General features: G+C 58.7%; 20 protein-coding genes. 15 read left to right on the forward strand and 5 right to left on the reverse strand.

Translation table 11 applies throughout. From position 1 onward, the window contains the following. Positions 1-9: 9 nt before the first annotated feature. Positions 10-1,257 carry an MFS transporter gene (locus ACUTQ5_RS14265; RefSeq protein ID WP_445651799.1) on the reverse strand — a complete coding sequence of 416 codons (1,248 nt, stop codon included), beginning with the start codon at positions 1,255-1,257 and terminating at the stop codon, positions 10-12. A 394-nt stretch (positions 1,258-1,651) separates the two neighbouring features. Here ACUTQ5_RS14265 and ACUTQ5_RS14270 point away from each other — a divergent pair, with 394 nt between their 5' ends. The 14 genes from ACUTQ5_RS14270 (at position 1,652) to ACUTQ5_RS14335 (ending at position 14,973) form a co-directional block, all read left to right on the forward strand. Continuing rightward, complete coding sequence (locus tag ACUTQ5_RS14270; RefSeq protein WP_012146671.1) at positions 1,652-1,969, forward strand: non-heme iron oxygenase ferredoxin subunit; 318 nt, start codon at positions 1,652-1,654, stop codon at positions 1,967-1,969. 2 nt (positions 1,970-1,971) lie between these two features. After that, a complete protein-coding gene (locus ACUTQ5_RS14275) occupies positions 1,972-2,280 on the forward strand; it encodes a recombinase-like helix-turn-helix domain-containing protein (RefSeq protein ID WP_261277269.1) in 309 nt (102 codons plus the stop codon). Positions 2,281-2,300: 20 nt separating this feature from the next. Next, on the forward strand, positions 2,301-3,344 hold the full coding sequence (locus ACUTQ5_RS14280) for a Rieske 2Fe-2S domain-containing protein (RefSeq protein ID WP_445651800.1): 1,044 nt from the start codon (positions 2,301-2,303) through the stop codon (positions 3,342-3,344). Further along, on the forward strand, positions 3,341-4,096 hold the full coding sequence (locus tag ACUTQ5_RS14285) for an SDR family oxidoreductase (RefSeq protein ID WP_445651801.1): 756 nt from the start codon (positions 3,341-3,343) through the stop codon (positions 4,094-4,096). The genes ACUTQ5_RS14280 and ACUTQ5_RS14285 overlap by 4 nt, the downstream gene beginning before the upstream one ends. A 215-nt stretch (positions 4,097-4,311) precedes the next feature. After that, entirely contained in the window at positions 4,312-5,106 is a 795-nt protein-coding gene (locus tag ACUTQ5_RS14290; protein WP_318427363.1) for an IclR family transcriptional regulator, read from the forward strand. 161 nt (positions 5,107-5,267) lie between these two features. Then, on the forward strand, positions 5,268-6,209 hold the full coding sequence (locus ACUTQ5_RS14295; protein ID WP_445651802.1) for a VOC family protein: 942 nt from the start codon (positions 5,268-5,270) through the stop codon (positions 6,207-6,209). After that, entirely contained in the window at positions 6,206-7,417 is a 1,212-nt protein-coding gene (locus ACUTQ5_RS14300; RefSeq protein ID WP_445651803.1) for an NAD(P)/FAD-dependent oxidoreductase, read from the forward strand. The genes ACUTQ5_RS14295 and ACUTQ5_RS14300 overlap by 4 nt, the downstream gene beginning before the upstream one ends. A 141-nt stretch (positions 7,418-7,558) precedes the next feature. After that, the gene (locus ACUTQ5_RS14305) at positions 7,559-8,821 is read left to right on the forward strand and encodes an MFS transporter (RefSeq protein WP_445651804.1); all 1,263 of its coding nucleotides are present in this window, start codon (positions 7,559-7,561) and stop codon (positions 8,819-8,821) included. 30 nt (positions 8,822-8,851) lie between these two features. Further along, complete coding sequence (locus ACUTQ5_RS14310) at positions 8,852-9,376, forward strand: cupin domain-containing protein (RefSeq protein ID WP_085119009.1); 525 nt, start codon at positions 8,852-8,854, stop codon at positions 9,374-9,376. After that, complete coding sequence (locus ACUTQ5_RS14315) at positions 9,376-10,194, forward strand: alpha/beta fold hydrolase (protein ID WP_445651805.1); 819 nt, start codon at positions 9,376-9,378, stop codon at positions 10,192-10,194. Before ACUTQ5_RS14310 ends, ACUTQ5_RS14315 begins: the two co-directional genes overlap by 1 nt. Next, on the forward strand, positions 10,191-10,985 hold the full coding sequence (locus tag ACUTQ5_RS14320) for an SDR family oxidoreductase (protein ID WP_174354642.1): 795 nt from the start codon (positions 10,191-10,193) through the stop codon (positions 10,983-10,985). Before ACUTQ5_RS14315 ends, ACUTQ5_RS14320 begins: the two co-directional genes overlap by 4 nt. Before the next feature lie 17 nt (positions 10,986-11,002). Then, positions 11,003-11,797, forward strand: coding sequence for an aspartate dehydrogenase (locus ACUTQ5_RS14325; RefSeq protein WP_445651806.1), 795 nt, complete (start codon positions 11,003-11,005; stop codon positions 11,795-11,797). A 15-nt stretch (positions 11,798-11,812) separates the two neighbouring features. Continuing rightward, positions 11,813-13,282, forward strand: coding sequence for an aldehyde dehydrogenase (locus ACUTQ5_RS14330; protein WP_445651807.1), 1,470 nt, complete (start codon positions 11,813-11,815; stop codon positions 13,280-13,282). A gap of 50 nt (positions 13,283-13,332) precedes the next feature. Further along, positions 13,333-14,973 carry a thiamine pyrophosphate-binding protein gene (locus ACUTQ5_RS14335; protein ID WP_445651877.1) on the forward strand — a complete coding sequence of 547 codons (1,641 nt, stop codon included), beginning with the start codon at positions 13,333-13,335 and terminating at the stop codon, positions 14,971-14,973. Positions 14,974-15,050: 77 nt separating this feature from the next. On the opposite strand, the gene ACUTQ5_RS14340 is transcribed toward ACUTQ5_RS14335, so the two are convergent. Further along, entirely contained in the window at positions 15,051-15,803 is a 753-nt protein-coding gene (locus tag ACUTQ5_RS14340) for a M48 family metallopeptidase (protein WP_445651808.1), read from the reverse strand. A 238-nt stretch (positions 15,804-16,041) separates the two neighbouring features. Between ACUTQ5_RS14340 and tkt the strand changes: the two genes are divergently transcribed. After that, on the forward strand, positions 16,042-18,036 hold the full coding sequence (tkt, locus tag ACUTQ5_RS14345; RefSeq protein ID WP_445651809.1) for a transketolase: 1,995 nt from the start codon (positions 16,042-16,044) through the stop codon (positions 18,034-18,036). Positions 18,037-18,181: 145 nt separating this feature from the next. Here the strand turns inward: tkt and nudK are convergent, their stop codons facing one another. The 3 genes from nudK to napB all read right to left on the reverse strand — a co-directional run bounded on the left by nudK (position 18,182) and on the right by napB (position 19,967). Next, positions 18,182-18,757, reverse strand: a complete 576-nt coding sequence (gene nudK, locus ACUTQ5_RS14350) for a GDP-mannose pyrophosphatase NudK (protein WP_135317499.1) — start codon at positions 18,755-18,757, stop codon at positions 18,182-18,184. Between the two features lie 131 nt (positions 18,758-18,888). Continuing rightward, on the reverse strand, positions 18,889-19,506 hold the full coding sequence (gene napC, locus ACUTQ5_RS14355; protein WP_135317500.1) for a cytochrome c-type protein NapC: 618 nt from the start codon (positions 19,504-19,506) through the stop codon (positions 18,889-18,891). 11 nt (positions 19,507-19,517) lie between these two features. Next, a complete protein-coding gene (gene napB / locus ACUTQ5_RS14360; protein ID WP_445651810.1) occupies positions 19,518-19,967 on the reverse strand; it encodes a nitrate reductase cytochrome c-type subunit in 450 nt (149 codons plus the stop codon). Between the last annotated feature and the right edge of the window lie 20 nt (positions 19,968-19,987).

Raw genomic sequence — 19,987 nt, forward strand, 5'->3', positions numbered from 1 at the left:
CCGACCCTTTTACGCCCGCTTTGCCTCACGCGTCACCAGCAATTTGCTGAACAACACGCCACCTGCCAATAATGTCACCCCCTGTGACAGGATCAGCACCGTAAATCCCGCAGACACCTTGCCCTGGCTGGCCATCACCATGCCCATAATCATAGGTACAAACGCCGAGAACATATTTCCGATGCCGTTAATCAGCCCATAGGCGCTGCCGACTGCCTGTGGCTGCGCATAATGTTGCAACAGTGTCGGGATCGCGGCTCCCTGAGCGCCCCAACAGGCATTGGCCGCCAGCAGGAAAAAGACTATCCAGCCGATCTGTTCGCTATGCATCACGCCATAGATGCACAGCGCCGTCGCTGCACCGCCAAAGGCGAAAATCAGTGGAGCCTGATAAGGGCGGATGCGATCGAGCAGTACGCCGCCGAGATATTTAGAGGCAATGCTGACGATAAACGGCAAGGAGGCCATCCACCCCATCTGTTTGATGGAAAAACCTTTCTCGTCGGTCAGGTAGGCCGGTAGCCAGGAGCTGGATCCCCACAGGTAGCTGAGGGTAGCGATCTCGATAAGCATGATCCAGCCGAGCATCGGGGTGCGCCAGGCGAGGGCAAAAGTATCCCAGACGCGTTGCAGGATCGGTCTTGGATCAACGGCGCGCGACGGCAATGCGGCGGGGTGGATAAACAGCCGTACCAAAGCCAGCCCCAGCAGTAGGTTGATCAGTGCAAGCAGATAGAAAGAGACCGCCCAGCCGAAGTGTGCCATCAGAAAGCTCACCAGCGGAAAGCCAATCACCAGTCCCAGCGAAACGCCCAGAGTGCTGACCGCATTGGGCTTGCCGCGTTCATCAGCGGCGAAGTGATCGCCGATATACATGGTTTTCAGCGAGAACAACGGCCCCTCACTGACACCCAACAATGCGCGCACCGCAAATAACAGCAGCAGCGACCCCGCCAGCGGCGAGGCGGCGGTGAGCAACGCCCACAGCACAATGCTCAGCGTTAGCGCACGGCGATAACCCATCAGCGTTTCCAGGAACGGCGTCAGCAGCATGGCGGAAAGCCCGTAGCCGAGTAAAAACACCGTCATCAACATACCCTGATGCGCGCGGTTATCCTCGAGCTGGAAGTGTTGCAGGAAGTCGGGGTTAACCAGCATCACCGCGATATTGACCCGATCGGCATAGGCGATGACGATCAAAAACAGCAGGGCCATGACCCCAAACCAGCGTTGACGTTGTTGCACAATACGCTCCATCTGCGTTCCTTTGGCGGGTGGTTAACGAATTCAGGCAGCAGAGAACTAACCTGCTGATTTCACAGTGCTGAAAAGCAGGTTTAAGTCATCTGAATGTAAAATTATTGTTATTTAAAAGGGTGATTTTTCAGTGAGAGAGAACTTTTACTCTTATTACGTCAGCCAGATCAACCTGTTTTTAGCCATGAATTTGTGATGAAAAGCACAATGTTCATCAGTTTTTCATATCGGTGCATTTTTTCGTGATCCTCCCCGCATTTGTCATTTTTAAACAACTTTCCATTAACAATTGCCGCTTTGCTCTCTTGACGAAAGTTTCACCAGACTTATAGTGAGCGTATTAAATAAGAAACTGAGTTTCATATATGAAACAATCAGATAGGGGACAGAAACAATGAGCTGGAAGAAAGTGTGTGAAGTGTCTCAGGTGAAAGAAGATTTTCCTTTCTCCGCCAACGTGGAAGGGAAAGAGGTCGGGGTGTATCTGATCGACGGCAACTATTACGCGCTGGAAGACGTTTGCCCACATGCTTATGCCTTGCTCAGCCAGGGGTTTGTTGATGACGGTAAGGTCGAGTGTCCGTTGCACGAAGCATTGTTCGACGTGCGGACCGGCCAGTGCCTGCGTGAGCCAGGCGGCCGCGATCTGCAAACCTATGCCACCCGGGTGATCGACAATCAAATCCAAATCACCTTTATTGCGGAGGAGTAATCATGCAGCACATCACCGATTTCAATCCCTGGCTGCCGGACACCCAACAGGTGATCCCGGCGCGCGAAGGCGGCAACGGTCAAATTCACCAACCAGGGCAATTCCAAAACGTCATCTGGCAGAACCGTGCCCGGGTGCCGGACGGTTTTGAAACTGCGCTGGTAACGGCGTTGGAAGAGATCTTCGATCAGGGCGCGGAAGAGCTGGGGCAGATCGTCAGCGCGCTTAATCAGCGTCGCCTGTTCGATCGTAACGGCCAGCCGTGGAATGAGACGGCGTTCCGCGAATTCCTTCACGTTAACGGTTTCTGATCCACACCCGGGAGAAGACAATGACAGCAAACACAACATCCTCCGCACAAGCCTTACAGGACTATCTCGATCAGGGGCTGCGCGGCATGTGGTATCCGGTGCTGGCCAGTTGGGAAATTGGCAATAATCCGGTCGGCATTACGCGTCTGGAACAGCAGATCGTGGTGTGGCGCGACGGTGAAGGTGCGATCCACGCGCTGGAAGATCGTTGTCCGCATCGCGGAGCGCGGCTTTCCATGGGCTGGAACCTGGGCGATCGTATCGCCTGCTGGTATCACGGCGTTGAAGTAGGCGGTGACGGTACGGTTAAAGACGTGCCTGCGGTCGATCGTTGCCCGCTGGTGGGGCAAAAATGTCTGCGTTCTTATCCGGCCAAAGAGGCCTACGGCGCGGTGTTCCTCTATTTTGGCGTGACCGCAGATGAAGAACCGGCCGAACTGACCTTCCCGCAGGAGCTGGCGGACGAAGCCGCCTACAGCAATTTCCTGTGCACCGCCAGTTGGGAGTGTAATTACCAGTACGCGTTGGAAAACGTAATGGACCCGATGCACGGTACCTACCTGCATTCCTCGTCGCACTCAATGGCGGAAGGGGATCGCAAGGCGGACATGGCGCTGGAGCCGACCGACAGCGGTTTCATCTTTAAGAAGAATGGCCAGATCGGCGTGAACTTTGACTGGGTAGAGTTCGGCAGCAGCGGAGCTTACTGGATGCGCCTGTCGATTCCGTACAAAAAGCGCTTTGGACCGGGCGGCCACTTCTGGATCATCGGCATGGTAGTACCGGAAGACAAGGATCATTGCCGGGTGTTCTTCTGGCGGATCCGTAAGGTGAAAGACTGGCAGCGTGATATGTGGCGCTTTATGTACCGCAATCGCCTGGAATCCTTGCACTGGGACGTCCTGGAGCAGGATCGCATCGTACTGGAAAACATGGCACCGAACGCGCGTGGCCGTGAATATCTGTATCAGCATGATGTCGGGCTATCTCGCCTGCGCCGGATGATGCAAAAAGAGGCGCAGAAACAGCTGGCGCGGCTCAGTGAACTGGAGGCGGCGCAGTGAACGGCCTGTTGACGGGGAAACGTATTGTGGTGACCGGCGCTGCACGCGGGCTGGGGCGTAGTTTCGCCGCCGCTATTGCCGCCGCCGGTGCCAAAATAGTGATGTGCGATATTCTGGCGGATGAACTGGCGGACGCCGCCGCCGGCCTGCGCGAGCAAGGTGCTTTGGTCGAAAGCCAGGTGATCGATCTGACCGATCCTGCCTCGATCAGCGCCGCGTTTAATGCCATTGCTGAAGGCGGGGCCGTTGACGGCTTGGTGAACAACGCGGCGTTGGCTACCGGCGTCGGTGGCAAAACCATGATGGAATACGATATCGATCTGTGGGATCGGGTGATGCAGGTCAACGTGCGCGGCACCTGGCTGGTGAGTCAGGCAGCGGTTCCGCTGCTGGCACAAACCCCGCATGCCAAGATCGTTAACGTGGCTTCGGATACCGCGCTGTGGGGCGCCCCGCGCTTAATGGCCTATGTGGCCAGCAAAGGGGCGATTATCTCGATGACCCGCTCGATGGCGCGTGAGCTGGGCCCACAGGGGATTTGCGTTAATGCCATCGCACCGGGCCTGACACGAGTGGAGGCCACGGAATACGTGCCTGCCGAGCGTCATCAACTGTACGAGCAGGGCCGGGCATTGGCCGGGGCGCAGCATCCTGACGACGTCAACGGTACGGTGCTTTACCTGCTGTCACCGCTGGCGAACTTCGTGACCGGTCAGCTGTTGCCGGTTAACGGCGGTTTCGTCTTTAACTAATTATGCCTGTCATACTTGAAGCTGTATCTGTGTTGACTGCGTTTGCGCACCCGAATCACTTACTTAATGTAAGCTCATCGGGAATTACTCGCTTGTCGCGTTACTCGGCAAAGCCTCGCCCCGTTGGGGCCAGCGCAAGCGCCGTTCAACAAAGCCGTGGCTTTGTTGTGATACAGCTCCAATTATTTAAGGCATGACCCTATAAGGAAACGGACATGGCAGACGACCAAGGGTGTAAATATCTGATCCCAGGACTGGATCGCGGATTGCAACTGTTGCTGGCGTTTGGCGAGCAGCACAAGGAAATGACCTTTGCCCAATTACATCGCCTGGTCGATATGCCAAAAGCTACCGCCTATCGCGTGGTGCAAACGCTGGAGCATCTGGGTTTTCTGGAGCGCAATCCACGCACCAACACTTTTTCTCTGGGCATCAAGGTGTTGCGCCTGGGCTTTGAATATATTGCCTCGCTGGATGTGGCGCAGGCCGGTCAGCCGGTAATAGAACAGCTGCGCGATCGCAGTCAGTGCAGCAGTCATCTGGCGATTCGTGATGGACGCGATGTGATCTACATCGCCCGTGTCAGCGCCGCCGGTTCGCAAATCAACCAGGTCAGCGTCGGCACCCGTCTGCCGGTACACCAAACTTCGCTGGGCCGTATGTTGCTGACCAGCGCCACCCGCGAAGAGTTCGAACTGCTGTATCCGCAGGAACAACTGCCGGGGAATGGCCCAGGCACCCCGGCGGATCGCGAAACGCTGTGGCAGATGGTGCAGCAGGACAAGGCGCGCGGCTATGTGATCGGCGAGTCGTTTTTCCGCCACGGCATCTCTTCCATCGTCTACCCGATCTTCAACCGCGAGCAGCGGGTGGAGGCCGTGATCAGCATTATGGTGCCGTCCGATGAGATCCCAAAAGCGGATCGCGAGCGGTTACGCATGGAGGTGCGGGACGCCGCGGTGAAAATCTCCGGCTTCCTGGGCGCACCGCCACAGGCTAACGTCGGTTAACTGATTTTCAAAGGGGCGCCGCAAGCTGCGTCCGCATTAATCGGGACGAATAGAGCCGTCCCCTACCAATGACCCAGGCAGGGATAAGACTCATGGCAATCATGGGTCGGGGTTCGATCATGCCTGAAAAACGCATTCAGCGAGAACGTGAGGCACAATTAATGAGCGTAATCGGAATCGAAAAACTGGAATTTGGCGTCGAAGATCTGCCAACCTGCGAAAAATTCATGCAGGACTTCGGCCTGCAGACGGCACAACAGCATTGGGGCGAAACCCCGCGGGAATTCACTACCCTGAGCGGGGCGCGCGTGGTGCTGCATCCGTTGCAGAGCGAAGCATTACCAGCGGCCTTTGAGGGCGGTTCGACCCTGCGTCGCATGACCTGGGGCGTTGGCAGCCCAGCCGAATTGGCGGCGTTGCAGCCATTGCTGGCGCAGATGCCGGGTTTCCGCCAGGTCGGGGAAGAACTTGAGTGCCTTGATCCGAACGGTATGACGGTGCGTTTTAGCGTTAGTCAGCAGCGGGAAGTTGATTTACCGGTATCGCCGATCAACCAGTGGGGCGACGTGCGTCGTATCGATCAGCCAAGCCCGGTGTATGCCCAGGCGCAGCCAATCAATATCGGTCACGTGGTGTTTTTCGTCGAGGATCTGGCCGCGACCGAGCGCTTCTACCGTGAAGTGCTGGGGTTCCAGGTATCGGACCGCTATATCGACCGTGCGGTATTCCTGCGTACTCAGGTGCGCGGTGGCCACCACAACCTGTTCTTGCTGAAACTGCCTAATCGTCCGCGCGGCCTGAATCACGTGGCCTTTACCGTACGCGACATCCACGAGGTGATCGGCGGCGGGATCGCCATGAACAAAGAGAACTGGAGTACCTTTATCGGCCCTGGCCGCCACCCGATTTCCTCGGCCTATTTCTGGTACGTCAACAGCCCGACCGGCGGGGCGTTTGAGTACTACACCAACGACGATTACCTGACCGAAAACTGGCAGCCACGCGAGCTGGAGCACTCACTGGTGTCGTTCACCGAGTGGGCCGTGGAAGGCGGTATTGACCACGATACACGTCGCCAGCATAAAAAGCCGGAGGCGTTATGAGCCAGCCAGAAGCGGCGGGCATCCTGATCATCGGCGGCGGCCAGGCCGGGGGCTGGGCAGCGAAAACGCTGCGTGACCGCGGCTACACCGGCAAGCTGACGGTGGTTAGCGACGAGCCCTATGACTTTTATGAACGTCCGCCACTTTCCAAGGCGGCGTTACTGGACGGCAATGCGCCGCTCAGCCGACTGTTCAGTGAGCAGGTGGTGGCCGGGTTGAATATCAACTGGTGCCGCCCACTGCGTGCCGAAACTATTGATGCACAAAAACAAATGGTCACTCTCAGCGACGGCCGACAGCTGCAATTTGAGCAACTGCTGATCGCCACTGGTGGGCGACCGCGTCTGCCGGACGCCCGTTGGGCCAGTCATCCGCGCGTTATGACGCTGCGCTCCTGGGACGATGCAAGCCGACTGCGCCAGGCGTTACAGGGTTGTCGTAATTTGGCCATCGTCGGCGGCGGTTGGATCGGCCTGGAGATCGCTGCTTCGGCACGGCGCCTCGGGGCTGAGGTAACGGTGTTTGAGCGCCAGCCTGCATTGTGTATGCGCAGCGTCGGTGCGGACGTTTCCCAGGCGTTGCTCGAACTGCATCAGCAGCAGGGCGTAACGGTGCATTGCGGCTGCGGTGACATCCAACTGGAAGATCGTTACGGCAGCGCCTGGATCGGCAGCGACAGCAGCGAGCCTCAGGAATTTGATCTGGTGGTGGTGGGGATCGGCGTGGAGTTGAATCTGGAACTGGCGCATAGCGCCGGGCTGAAGGTTGACGCCGGTATCGTGGTTGATGGCCAGGGGCGCACCAGCCACCCGGCGATCTTCGCCGCCGGCGACGTAGCGCGCCACCCGACTCTGGGGCTGTGCCTGCAATCCTGGGCCTATGCGCAGAATCAGGCGATCAGCACCGCCTGCGCGATGCTGGATGCCTTCGCCTCACCTTACGATGACGTGGCCTGGCTTTGGTCGGATCAATACGACGCCAATATTCAGATCCTCGGCATACCGACCGGCGGCGTGCATCACGTAGTGCGGCGCACGCCGCAGTCACAGGTGTTCTTCACACTGAATGCCGACCGGCAGTTGGTGCAGATGGTGGCGTTTAACGATGCACGCACCATCAAGCTGGGCAAGCGCTGGCTGGCCAGTGGGCGCGTGTTGGAGCCGCAGCAGTTGGCGGACGCAGAGTTTTCTTTGATGGCGTTGAAATAATAACTCCCCAATGAGTTTCATGTTACGGCTAGGCGGCAAGGGCATGAATTCCGGGAGCTTACTCAAGTAAGTGACTGGGGTGAATGCCCATAGCCAACAACGCTGTAGCGTGAAACACGAAGGGGGAATCGGGAGCGTTTCATGACTACGCAAGAAATTGACGCCCGCGCTGGACGGGTGGGGGAAGCCGTTGCCGAAAATCCGCAGCAGCGGGTGCGCTGGTCGGTGCCGATAGCGCTGTTTGCCTGCGTACTGTTGGCCTTTTTCGACAAGATCAGCATCGCGGCCCTGTTTTCCGATAGCGAATTCCAGCAGGCGCTGGGCATCAGTTTTGACCCGGCGCGACTGGGCTTGCTGATGAGTGCATTTTTGTTCTCGTACGGTATTTCTTCGATGCTGCTCAGCGGCATTGGTGACCGGCTGAACCCGGTAAAAGTGCTGATCGGCATGATGGTGGTGTGGGGCGTATTGATGGTGCTGATGGGCCTGGCCCGTTCGTATCACACCATGATGACGCTGCGCATTTTACTCGGCATTGCCGAAGGCCCACTGCTGCCGATGGCCTACGCCATTATTCGCCAGGCCTTTCCGCAGCGGCTGCAGGCGCGTGCCACCATGCTGTGGCTACTCGGCACCCCGCTGGGGGCGGCGCTCGGCTTCCCGGTCACGCTGTATATCCTCAACACCTTTGACTGGCAGGCCACCTTCTTCTTTATGGCTTTCCTGACGTTGCCGGTGATGTTGTTGGTGCTGTTCGGCATGCGTCATCTGAACGTGTCGCGCCCGGCTGCCGCTACCGTATCCCCCCCGGCGGTCACCGAACGCAAACAGCATCGCCGCGAACTGCTGCGTAACCCGCATTTCTGGATGATCTGCCTGTTCAATATCGCTTTCCTGACCTACTTGTGGGGCATGAACGGCTGGCTGCCCAGCTACCTGATCAAGGGCAAAGGCATTCACCTGGAACACGCCGGGTACCTGTCATCGCTGCCGTTTATCGCCATGCTGCTCGGCGAAGTGCTCGGAGCCTGGCTGTCGGACAAACTGGATCGTCGTGCGCTGGCCTGCTTTATCTCGCTGTGCGGTGCCGGGCTGGGCTTGGCCGCGGTGCTGCATATGCAGGGGACCTACAGCGTGATCGCCGCCATGGCTTTCAGCACCTTTATGTGGGGAGCCGGTGCGCCGAACATCTTTGCCCTGCTGGCGAAGGCCACCAGCAGCAAGGTTAGCGCCACAGCCGGCGGTATTTTTAACGGATTGGGCAATTTTGCCGGTGCGCTGGCACCGGTGCTGATGGGGGCGCTGATCGCCGCCACCGGCAACATGGATAACGGCTTGCTGTTCCTGGTGGTGATGGCCTTTACCGGCTGCATCATTCTGCTGCCGTTGCTGAAGAAATATTGATATCCCATTGATTCACAGAGGAGTACCAACATGTCTCAGGTTGAGAAACAAGCTGCCGTCAAGCCGCAGGATCAGTCGATAGAGAATTGGGTGGAATCACGTATCGCCCGCTTTGAAGGCCGTAAATATGACTGGAATGCGTTGAAATTCCAGGCGGACTACGACCCGAAATACCGCCGTGCGCAGATGCGTTATATCGGCACCGGTGCCACCGGGGTGGTGAACGACACCAATACCATTCCAGCGGGCAACTTTACCTTTTCCACCATGGTGCTGCCGTCGAAATGCGAAGGCCCGCTGCATCTGCATGACGATGTGGAAGAGGTGTTCTTTATGCTCAAGGGCAGCATCACGCTGATGATCCAGGATGGCACGGAGTACTACGAAACCAAGCTGAAAGAGCGCGATCTGATCTCGGTTCCGGCCGGTGTTTATCGTGGGTTGTTCAACCACGGTGAGGAAGAGGCGTTGATGTGCGTGATGCTCGGTACCGCCAAACCGGAAACGCCGACCTACCCGGCAGATCACCCTTTATCCAAAGTGAAACGCAACTGATGAACGGCCTGGTGCAACGTCAGCAGGCGCGCTGCGGGGATTTCACCCTGAGCTGGCGCGAAGCGGGGCACGGCCGCCCGGTGGTGTTGCTGCACGGCATCAGCTCCGGTTCGGCCTCGTGGGTCAAGCAGTTTAACGATCCTGACCTGATCGACGGTCACCGCCTGCTGGCCTGGGATGCTCCGGGCTACGGTGGCAGTCTGCCGCTGATGGTGAACCCGCCGGCCGCCACCGCTTACGCAGCTGCGCTGGCGGCGCTGGTGGCAGAACTTGGGCTGGAGCAACCGCTAATTGTCGGCCATTCGCTCGGTGCGTTGATCGGCAGCGCCTATGCTGCTGAACATCCCGACGGGCTATGCGGGCTGGTGCTGGCGGATCCGGCTCAGGGTTATGCCACTTCGCCGGAAGAAAAACGTCAGCAGGTTTACGGCCAGCGCAAACAGATGATTGAAAAGCTGGGGCCGCAGGGCTACGGCGAACAGCGGGCGGCTGCGTTGCTGCGTGATGGCGCGGATCCGCAGGATATCGCCTGGGTACGCAATGGCATGCAGCAGCTGGATCCGGAAGGTTTTCTCAGTGCCGCCTGGATGCTGGCCAACGACGATATCGGCCGCCATCTGGCGCGCTATCGTGGCCCGCTACAGGTGTGGTGTGGCGACTGCGACCGGATCACACCGCCGGAAGCGGCGGCAATACTGGCGCAACAGCAGGACGGGCCTCTGCGGCTGATTGAGGGCGCAGGGCACGCCAGCTATCTCGATGCACCGGAGCAATTTAACCGTTTTCTGCAGGACTTTACGGGAGCAATCCAACCATGAATTTTCAGCTTGAGCAACGGGTCGCAGTGGTCACCGGCGGTTCGTCGGGCATCGGTTTTGAGACCCTGCGCCTGCTGTTGGCGGAAGGGGCGAAAGTGGCCTTTTGCGGTCGCAACCCGGACAAACTGGCCGGTGCCGAAGCCAGCCTGCGTAATGAGTTTCCACAGGCGCAGATCCTGGCGTTGTGCTGCGACGTGCTGGACGAGGCGCAGGTAACGCAGTTTGCCGCTCAGGTCACGGCGCACTTCGGCGGGGTGGATCTGTTGATCAACAACGCCGGTCAGGGATTTGTGGCGCATTTTGAGCACACCCCGCGTGCGGCCTGGCTGCATGAGGCGGAGCTAAAACTGTTCGGCGTGATCAACCCGGTGCAGGCTTTTTTACCAGCGCTGGAGCGTTCGGATATCGCTTCAATTACCTGCGTGAACTCACTGCTGGCTTTGCAGCCGGAAGAGCACATGATCGCCACCTCGGCGGCGCGCGCCGCACTGCTCAACATGACGCTGACGCTGTCGAAAGAGCTGGTGGACAAGGGCATTCGCGTCAACTCGATCCTGCTGGGCATGGTGGAATCCGGCCAGTGGCGACGCCGTTTCGACGAGCGCAGCGATAAAGATCAAAGCTGGGAGCAGTGGACGGCGGCGATTGCCGAACGTCGCGGCATCCCAATGAAACGCCTCGGTAAGCCACAGGAGCCGGCGCGGGCGCTGTTGTTCCTGGCTTCCCCCCTGGCATCCTTTACTACCGGGGCGGCGCTCGACGTCTCCGGTGGTTTTAACCGCCATCTATAACCGCAGAGGCCGAACAGATGAAGAAGATCATGATGATTGGCTACGGCGCAATGGCCAGAGAAGTGCTTTCCCGCCTGCCGGAAGGGGTGAGCGTGGGCTGGATCCTGGCGCGTGCGGCTCATCATGCGGCAATCGACAGTACTTTTGGGGGGCAGGTGCAGGCGCTAACCCATCCGGATCAGTGTACGGAGCAACCGGACCTGGTGCTGGAGTGTGCCAGCCAGCAGGCGGTGGCGGAATTTGGTGAAGCCGTGGTGACGCGTGGCTGGCCATTGGCGGTGATCTCCACCGGTGCTCTGGCGGATGCGGCGCTGCAACAGCGGTTACAGCAGGCCTGCCGCCAGTATCAGGGCCAGTTGATCGTCCTGTCCGGAGCGGTAGCAGGGATGGATGGACTGGCGTCGGCGCGTGAAGGCGGGCTGGACAGCGTCACCTATCAGGCCTGTAAAAGCCCGGCGAGCTGGCGCGGCAGCATGGCAGAGCAATTGATTGATCTTGATGCCGTGAGCGAGGCACAGGTGTTCTTTGAAGGCTCGGCGCGTGAGGCGGCAAGGCTGTTCCCGGCCAATGCCAACGTGGCTGCGACCATCGCGCTCAACGGCTTGGGGATGGACGCCACCCGGGTGCGGCTGCTGGTCGATCCGGCCACCCGGCGCAACACCCACCGGCTGCAGGTGTGCGGCAATTTCGGTGAGTTTCAGATTGAACTGAGCGGCAACCCGCTGGCGAGCAATCCCAAAACATCAACCCTGGCGGCGCTGAGCGCGGTACAAGCCTGCCGCCGTCTGGTCGACGGTGGCTTTATTGCCTGAACGGCAGGAGCGAGCATGGAAAAGTTAAAGATTTTTGTAGCTGGGCGCTGGTGCGAAGGGCGTGGCGACGAGATGACCTCAGTGTTTCCGGCCGATGGCAGCGTCAATGCGCAGTTGCGTGCCGCCAGTGTTGAAGACGTCAATGATGCGGTAGCCGCGGCGGAACGCGCCTGGCGCACGCCCGAGTGGCGTGGGCTGGTGCCGCATCAGCGTGCCAATATTTTGTACCGCGTCAGTAATCTGATTATGGCGCAGCAGGAAGAATTGGCGCAGTTGCAGACCCGCGACAATGGTAAACCGCTGGCGGAAACTCGTGGGCTGGTGGCCAGTGCGGCGGCGACGGCCCGCTACTTTGCTGCCGCCTGCGAGGTGCTGGAGGGCGAACTGCCGACCCAGCGCAGCGCCGAGGTGATGACGCTGAGCCAGTACCAACCGCTGGGAGTGATCGCGGCGATTACGCCGTGGAACTCGCCGATTGCCAGTGAAATGCAAAAGGTGGCCCCGGCGCTGGCGGCGGGCAACGCGGTGATCCTCAAACCGGCCGAAGCCACACCGCTGATGGCGCTAAAGCTGGCGGAGCTGTTTGAACAGGCAGGGCTGCCTGCCGGGCTGCTCAGCGTGCTGCCGGGTAAAGGCTCGGTGATTGGCGAAGCGCTGGCCCGCCACCCGTTGGTCAAAAAGATCTCCTTTACCGGCGGCACCAATACCGGTCGCCACTTGGCGCATATTGCCGCCGAAAAGCTGATCCCGACCTCGCTGGAACTGGGCGGCAAGTCACCGACCATCGTGCTGGAAGATGCGGATTTGGAACAGGCGGCGCGTGGCATCTGTTATGGCATTTTCAGCTCCGCCGGCCAGGCCTGCATCGCCGGTTCGCGGCTGTTTGTGCACCGTTCGTTGTATCAACCACTGCTGGCGCGCCTGAGTGAACTGGCGGCCGGGCTGCGGGTGGGTAATCCACTGACGCCGGGTGTGCATCTCGGCCCGCTGATTAACCAAAAGCACCGCCAAAGCGTGGCGGATTACGTGGCGCTGGCGCAGCAGGAAGGAGGGCGGATAGTGATTGGCGGTGAAGCCCCGGCCGATCCGCAACTGGCCGGTGGCAGTTATTACCTGCCGACGATTATTGAAGGGTTGAGCAATAGCGCCCGCGCCTGTCAGGAAGAGATTTTTGGCCCGGTGCTGGTGGCGCTGCCGTTCGACGACGAGCGGCAGTTGATTGAACAGGCCAATGATTCGGTATACGGGCTGGCGGCCGGCATCTGGAGCCGTGATTTCCCACGGGCTATGGCGCTGGCGGAGCAATTGGAAACCGGCACGGTGTGGATCAATACCTACAAAACATTCTCTATTTCGACGCCTTTCGGCGGTTTTAAAGAGAGCGGTCTGGGCCGCGAAAAGGGCCTGCACGGCATCAAAGCCTACATGCAGCAAAAAAGTCTGTATCTGGCGCTTAGCCATCAGGCGAATCGCTGGAGCGATTAGTTTTGAGCGACGGTGCATACCCCTACAACGAACATATAAGAAGGCTGATGATGAGCGAGAAAATAACGGTTGGCGAGGCGATAGCCCGGACTCTGGAACAGTACGAGGTGTCGGCGATGTACGGCATCATTTCGATTCATAATCTGCCGATTGCCGATGCGGTCGGGCAGCGCGGCAACATTCGCTTTGTGCCGGCGCGTGGTGAGGCCGGGGCCGTAACCATGGCCGATGCCCACGGCCGTTTCTCCGGTCTGGGCGTGGCCTTGACCAGTACCGGTGCGGGCGCCGGCAATGCGGTCGGCGCAATGATCGAGGCGATGAACGCCAACACGCCGCTGCTGCATATTACCGGTCAGGTGGAAAAAGCCTATCTGGATGCCGACGCCGGGTTCATTCATGAAACCCGCGATCAATTGGGTTTCCTGCGCGCTTGCTCCAAACGCGCGTATCGGGTTAACTCTGCGGAACAGGCGGTGGCCGTGATCCAGCGGGCCATTCTCGACGCGCAGACGGTGCCTTGCGGCCCGGTGGCGGTAGAGATCCCGATCGATATTCAAAGCAGCCTGGTTTCCAGTGCGGTGCTGAGCCAGCCAGTGATGCCTGCGCCGCTGCCGCCAGCCAGTAACGACGCGGTTGAACGGCTATATCAGCGGTTGAAACAGGCCAAACGTCCGTTGTTATGGTTGGGTGGCGGTGCGCTGGCCTGCGGTGAGGCGGTGCGCAAACTGGCGGATGCCGGTGTGGTGGTGATCTCCAGCACCCACGGGCGAGGCATTCTGCCTGATAACCATCCGCGCAGCCTGCGTGCGTTCCATAATTCGCCAAGCATTGAGGCTATCCTGACGCAGTGCGATCTGACGTTGGTGGCCGGTTCACGCCTGCGCAGCAATGAAACCCGTACCTGGACGCTGCCGCTGCCACGCCCATTGGTGCAGATTGATATTGATCCGGCGGCGGCCAACCGTAACTATTTGGCAGATGAACAAATTAATGGCGACTGTGGTGCCTTGCTTAACGCATTGGCTGCCCGCCTGAATCCAGGTGAGAAGGTCAATGCCGAGTGGGATAGCGAAATCGCAAGTGCGGTGCAGCAGGCGGAAAGCGCGCTGCGTGAGCAGTCGGGGGAATATGCCAAATTAAACGACGCCATTGCCGCCGCGCTGCCGCAGGATGGGCTGCTGGTACGTGATATCACCGTCTCCGGCAGCGTTTGGGGCAGCCGTTTGTTCCGCGCGATTTCGCCGCTGTGTAACATTCACTCGCTGGCCGGGGCGATTGGCATGGGCTTGCCGATGGCGATTGGTACCGCGATCGCTAACCCGCAGCGCAAGGTGGTCGGGCTGGTGGGCGATGGCGGGTTGGCGTTAGGCTTGGGCGAGCTGGCGACCATGGCACAGGAGCAGGCCAATATTACTTTGCTGATTATGAACGACGGTGGCTACGGTGTGATGCGCGGCATTCAGGATAAATACTTTGCCGGCCGTCAGTACTATAACGAACTGCACACCCCGGCGTTCACCTTGGTGGCCGAAGCTATGGGGCTGAAAGCCTGGAAGGTCGACAAGGCGGCGCAGTTCAGTGGCGTCTTGGCGGAGGCGATTAACTATCCGGGGCCGTCGGTGGTGGAAGTGGACATGAACAGCATCGGGCCGCTAACCTTCGCCGGACCGCCGCAAAAGACCCTGTACTGAGCCGTGACGGATTGAACGGCACCTTAATCAGTGGGAAACCCACTTTGGGGTGCCGTTGCTCTGTAAGGCAATAAGGGTTATTTGCCCGCCGCGATGCGGTCGCGAATGTGCTGCGCACGCGCTTCGGAGGCCGGGTGGTCGTCGAACATGCTGCTTTGACGGCCGGCTTCCATTTTGGCCAGTTTTTCAAAGCTGGTGACCAGGCCGTTCGGATCGATACCGCGTTGCTTCAGCAGATCGAACGAGTAGTCATCCGCTTCGCTTTCCTGCTTTTGCGAGAACTGGGCATTCACCAGTTTCTCGCCCATGTCCGCCAGTTGCGACTGTGACAGCGAACCTATGATGCCACCGGTCGAGGCCGCTGCGGTACGCAACGCCACGGTGCCGTAAGCCACCTGCATGGCTTTACGCGTATGGCCCAGCGCCACGTGGCCCATTTCATGGCCCAACACGCCTTCCACTTCATTGTCGGTCATCATGTCCATCAGGCCGCTGTAAACGCGGATACAGCCGTTGGCCATCGCCCAGGCATTCACGTCCTTGGTGACGTAAACCTTGTAGTTGGCCGGTGTGCCGTTGATATTATCGCCCAGCGCCGCGGCGATTTTGTTCAAACGTTTGGTATAGGTGCTGTCAGCCGGCGCGATTTGTGCCTTGCTGTCCATCTCTGCGCAGGATTTATCACTCAGGGTTCTTACGTCGTTATTGCTCAACGTCGCTGCCTGAAACGCCTGTGCGCCAGACTGTATCAGGGTATCGGTATTCAGGTTTTGACAGCCGCTTACCAAGGTGGCAATGCTTAATGCAATCAAAGAGGTACGGATTTTCATAACGCCATCTTCCTGTGATAGTAACAAGGGGGGAGTGCCATTTTAATTTAGGGTAATCTTGCTGCCTGAGACTAGTGTACGCTGGCAATCAGGAAAATAGTGTTATTCCGAAAAACCGACCAATTGTGCTAATAAGTTGTGAACTCGCTCTCATTTGGCATTAGGGATTGCCGTTTTAATGCTGAGTCTGAGAAAATAGAAAACTTGACTGATTTTTTAATCCGACCTGGAGTAAAACATGTCCTCTCGTAAAGAGCTTGCCAACGCCATCCGCGCACTCAGCATGGACGCCGTACAAAAAGCAAATTCCGGCCACCCGGGTGCACCTATGGGCATGGCGGACATCGCCGAAGTCCTGTGGCGTGACTACCTGAACCACAACCCGACCAACCCGCACTGGGCTGACCGTGACCGCTTCGTCCTCTCCAACGGCCATGGCTCCATGCTGATTTACAGCCTGTTGCACCTCACCGGCTACGACCTGCCGATGAGCGAGCTGGAAAACTTCCGCCAGCTGCATTCCAAAACCCCAGGCCACCCGGAATACGGCTACACCCCAGGCGTGGAAACCACCACCGGCCCACTGGGTCAGGGCATCGCCAACGCCGTCGGTTTCGCCATTGCCGAACGCACCCTGGGCGCGCAGTTCAACCGCCCGGGTCATGACATCGTCGACCACCACACCTACGCCTTTATGGGCGACGGCTGCATGATGGAAGGTATCTCCCACGAAGTCTGTTCGCTGGCCGGTACCCTCAAACTCGGCAAACTGACTGCGTTCTACGATGACAACGGCATCTCCATCGACGGTCACGTCGAAGGCTGGTTCACCGACAACACCGCCGAGCGCTTTGAAGCCTACGGCTGGCACGTGGTGCGTCACGTTGACGGCCACAACCCGGATGCCATCAAGGCCGCCATTGAAGAAGCCCGCAAGGTCACCGACAAGCCGTCCCTGCTGATGTGCAAAACCGTGATTGGTTTCGGCTCCCCGAACAAGGCCGGTACCCACGATGTGCACGGTGCAGCGCTGGGCGCCGCCGAAGTGGCCGCCACTCGCGAAGCCCTGGGCTGGAAATACGCCGCCTTCGACATCCCGCAGGATATCTATGCCCAGTGGGATGCCAAAGAAGTCGGCAAGGCCAAAGAAGCGGCCTGGAACGACAAGTTCGCCGCCTACGCCAAGGCCTTCCCGGAGCTGGCTGCCGAGTTCAAACGCCGTGTGAACGGTGAACTGCCGGCCAACTGGAAAGCCGACGCCAAAGCCTTCGTCGAGCAGTTGCAGGCCAACCCGGCCAACATCGCCAGCCGCAAGGCCTCGCAGAACGCGCTGGAAGCCTTCGGCAAGGTGCTGCCGGAATTCCTCGGCGGCTCCGCTGACCTGGCGCCAAGCAACCTGACCATGTGGTCCGGCTCCAAGCCACTCAACGAAGACCTGGCGGGTAACTACATCCACTACGGCGTGCGCGAGTTCGGCATGACCGCCATCACCAACGGTATCGCGCTGCACGGCGGCTTCCTGCCGTACTCGGCGACCTTCCTGATGTTCGTGGAATACGCCCGTAACGCGGTGCGCATGGCGGCGCTGATGAAAATCCGCAACCTGTTCGTTTACACCCATGACTCCATCGGTCTGGGCGAAGACGGCCCGACGCACCAGCCGGTTGAGCAGATGGCCAGCCTGCGCGTGACCCCGAACATGAGTACCTGGCGTCCGTGTGACCAGGTGGAATCAGCGGTAGCCTGGCAGTACGGCATCGAGCGCAACGACGGCCCGACCACGCTGATTTTCTCGCGTCAGAACCTGACCCAGCAGCCGCGTACCGCAGAGCAATTGGCCAACGTCTACCGTGGCGGTTATGTGCTGAAGGACTGCGCCGGGACACCGGACGTGATCCTGATTGCCACCGGTTCGGAAGTGGGTATCACCGTGGAAGCGGCAGACCAGCTGACTGCGGCCGGCCGTAAGGTGCGCGTGGTCTCCATGCCGTCCACCGACGCGTTCGACAAGCAGGATGCGGCGTACCGTGAATCCGTGCTGCCGGCAGCGGTGAGTGCCCGTGTGGCGGTAGAAGCGGGTATCGCGGACTACTGGTACAAGTATGTCGGCCTGAACGGCGCCATCGTGGGTATGACCACCTTTGGTGAATCTGCCCCGGCAGAGCAGCTGTTCAAGGAGTTTGGTTTCACCGTGGAGAACGTGGTGGCCAAGGCGCAGGCACTGCTGAAATAGTTCCCTCTCCTTTGGGAGAGGGTTTAGGGTGAGGGGACACAGGCAAAACAGAGACTAAAGCCCCTAACCCCGCCCCTCTCCCCCTAGAGAGGGTGACTGAATATATTGCACTCATCAGCCCGGCATGCAGCGATGCCGGGCTTTTTTATTCCATAATGCGGTGAATTTGCAGGTACTGCAGCAGCATAATGGTCTTGCCGTCTTTCATGCGCCCGTCGGCGATCATCGCTACCGCCTCGGTGAAGGGCAATTCCACCACTTCAATATCTTCGTCTTCGATACCGCCGCCGGCCGCATGACGTTCGTCGTCATGGTATTCGGCAATAAAGAAATAAATAATTTCGGTCACGCCGCCCGGCGACATATAGGCTTCGAAAACCTTCTTCACCTCACCGACCTGAAAACCGGTTTCTTCCACCGCTTCACGTCGCGCACATTGTTCCGGTGAATCCGCATCCAACAGGCCAGCACAGGCCTCCAGCAGCATGCCACTCTCATTGCCGTTAACATAGGTCGGCATGCGGAATTGATTGGTCAGCACCACCGTGCCCTTGGCGCGGTTATACAACAGAATGGTCGCACCGTTACCGCGATCGTAGACTTCGCGCATCTGCTGAACGGAACCGCCATCCTTGCGCTTGAGATCAAAAGTATATTTGTGCAGTACATACCAGTTATCCGACAACAGCTCTTTTTTCACATTCTCAATTTTCGCTGACATGAACCCTTCTTCTTTTCCGTTAGCTGAAACGCAAAAATGATACCGCGATTAAGCGTCGAAGTGACAACCTATTTGCAACAAAAAACCCCGTAGCTCTTACAGAACCACGGGGTTTTTACCATCAAAAGTATTTAGAAGCCGTTGGGTACGTCGCGCATATCCGGCAGCTTATGGGCGATCCCCTTATGGCAATCGATACAGGTTTTGCCTTCGGTTATCGCCTTGTCGTGCATCTTCGCCGCCACGGTTTTTTGCGCGCTAAAGTCCATATATTCAAAGTTATGGCAGTTGCGGCACTCTTGCGAATCATTGGCCTTCATACGGGCCCATTCGTTGCTCGCCATCGCCAACCGATGCTGGTCAAATTTCTGTGGCGTATCGATCAGCCCGAATGCTTTGGCGTACAACTCCTTGCTGGCCTTAATCTTACGCAGCATTTTCGGCCCCCACTCATGAGGTACGTGGCAATCCGGACAGGTGGCGCGCACGCCACTGCGGTTGTTGTAATGCACCGTGCCCATGTATTCCTCATAGACGTTTTCGCGCATTTCATGGCAGCCGATACAGAACTGTTCGGTATTCGCTGCCTCCATGCCGGTATTAAAACCCCCCCAGAAAATGATGCCGGCGCCAAAGCCGAGCAACAGCAGCGTTCCCAGCGCCAAGCGGCTTGGCCTGCGCCACCAGCGCCATAACCGCAGCAGGCGGCCGGGCTTTTTTTCAGTGGTGGTGTGTTTGTCTTCGCTCATAGCTCCCCCGCTTAATGCCCAAAGCCCGGCATGGGCTGGAAATCATTGCCGACAATCGGCGCCGCGTCGGTTTGCGGTACGTGACACTGCAGACAGAAATAGCGACGTGGCGCGACTTCGCTCAGCACCTTGCCGTCCCGGTCCATAAAATGCGTCGGGCTGATACGTGGCGCACCGGTGGTGCGGTAATGTTCCACACCGTGGCACTGCAGGCAGCGGTTGGTGTTCTTGCTGATCTGATAGCCATCCACGCTATGCGGGATCATTGGCGGCTGATTAACGTAGTTCAGCGCCATCCGCTCCTGCTGCTTTGGCATCGAGATCGGCCCGCTGGCAGTTGCAGACACTTCCGGAGACTTACTGAGCTCGACATCGCTGGCAGCAAACGCCAGGCCGGCAAAGGCCAGCGACAACAAGGTCACCCACAGGGCAAGCGTCTTTTTCACAACAGGGCTTTTCATTTTTATTTGGCTCCCGGGTC

The sequence above is a fragment of the Serratia sp. NA_112.1 genome (assembly GCF_052691715.1).

Excerpts from the sequence above, each read along its gene's own strand:
- napC (WP_135317500.1), bottom strand. The coding sequence starts at position 19,506 with ATGAGCGAAGACAAACACACCACCACTGAAAAAAAGCCCGGCCGCCTG.
- ACUTQ5_RS14310 (WP_085119009.1), top strand. The coding sequence starts at position 8,852 with ATGTCTCAGGTTGAGAAACAAGCTGCCGTCAAGCCGCAGGATCAGTCG.
- ACUTQ5_RS14325 (WP_445651806.1), top strand. The coding sequence starts at position 11,003 with ATGAAGAAGATCATGATGATTGGCTACGGCGCAATGGCCAGAGAAGTG.
- ACUTQ5_RS14280 (WP_445651800.1), top strand. The coding sequence starts at position 2,301 with ATGACAGCAAACACAACATCCTCCGCACAAGCCTTACAGGACTATCTC.
- ACUTQ5_RS14270 (WP_012146671.1), top strand. The coding sequence starts at position 1,652 with ATGAGCTGGAAGAAAGTGTGTGAAGTGTCTCAGGTGAAAGAAGATTTT.
- ACUTQ5_RS14275 (WP_261277269.1), top strand. The coding sequence starts at position 1,972 with ATGCAGCACATCACCGATTTCAATCCCTGGCTGCCGGACACCCAACAG.
- ACUTQ5_RS14300 (WP_445651803.1), top strand. The coding sequence starts at position 6,206 with ATGAGCCAGCCAGAAGCGGCGGGCATCCTGATCATCGGCGGCGGCCAG.
- ACUTQ5_RS14295 (WP_445651802.1), top strand. The coding sequence starts at position 5,268 with ATGAGCGTAATCGGAATCGAAAAACTGGAATTTGGCGTCGAAGATCTG.
- ACUTQ5_RS14265 (WP_445651799.1), bottom strand. The coding sequence starts at position 1,257 with ATGGAGCGTATTGTGCAACAACGTCAACGCTGGTTTGGGGTCATGGCC.
- ACUTQ5_RS14340 (WP_445651808.1), bottom strand. The coding sequence starts at position 15,803 with ATGAAAATCCGTACCTCTTTGATTGCATTAAGCATTGCCACCTTGGTA.
- nudK (WP_135317499.1), bottom strand. The coding sequence starts at position 18,757 with ATGTCAGCGAAAATTGAGAATGTGAAAAAAGAGCTGTTGTCGGATAAC.
- ACUTQ5_RS14335 (WP_445651877.1), top strand. The coding sequence starts at position 13,333 with ATGAGCGAGAAAATAACGGTTGGCGAGGCGATAGCCCGGACTCTGGAA.
- tkt (WP_445651809.1), top strand. The coding sequence starts at position 16,042 with ATGTCCTCTCGTAAAGAGCTTGCCAACGCCATCCGCGCACTCAGCATG.
- ACUTQ5_RS14305 (WP_445651804.1), top strand. The coding sequence starts at position 7,559 with ATGACTACGCAAGAAATTGACGCCCGCGCTGGACGGGTGGGGGAAGCC.
- ACUTQ5_RS14290 (WP_318427363.1), top strand. The coding sequence starts at position 4,312 with ATGGCAGACGACCAAGGGTGTAAATATCTGATCCCAGGACTGGATCGC.
- ACUTQ5_RS14320 (WP_174354642.1), top strand. The coding sequence starts at position 10,191 with ATGAATTTTCAGCTTGAGCAACGGGTCGCAGTGGTCACCGGCGGTTCG.
- ACUTQ5_RS14330 (WP_445651807.1), top strand. The coding sequence starts at position 11,813 with ATGGAAAAGTTAAAGATTTTTGTAGCTGGGCGCTGGTGCGAAGGGCGT.
- ACUTQ5_RS14315 (WP_445651805.1), top strand. The coding sequence starts at position 9,376 with ATGAACGGCCTGGTGCAACGTCAGCAGGCGCGCTGCGGGGATTTCACC.
- napB (WP_445651810.1), bottom strand. The coding sequence starts at position 19,967 with ATGAAAAGCCCTGTTGTGAAAAAGACGCTTGCCCTGTGGGTGACCTTG.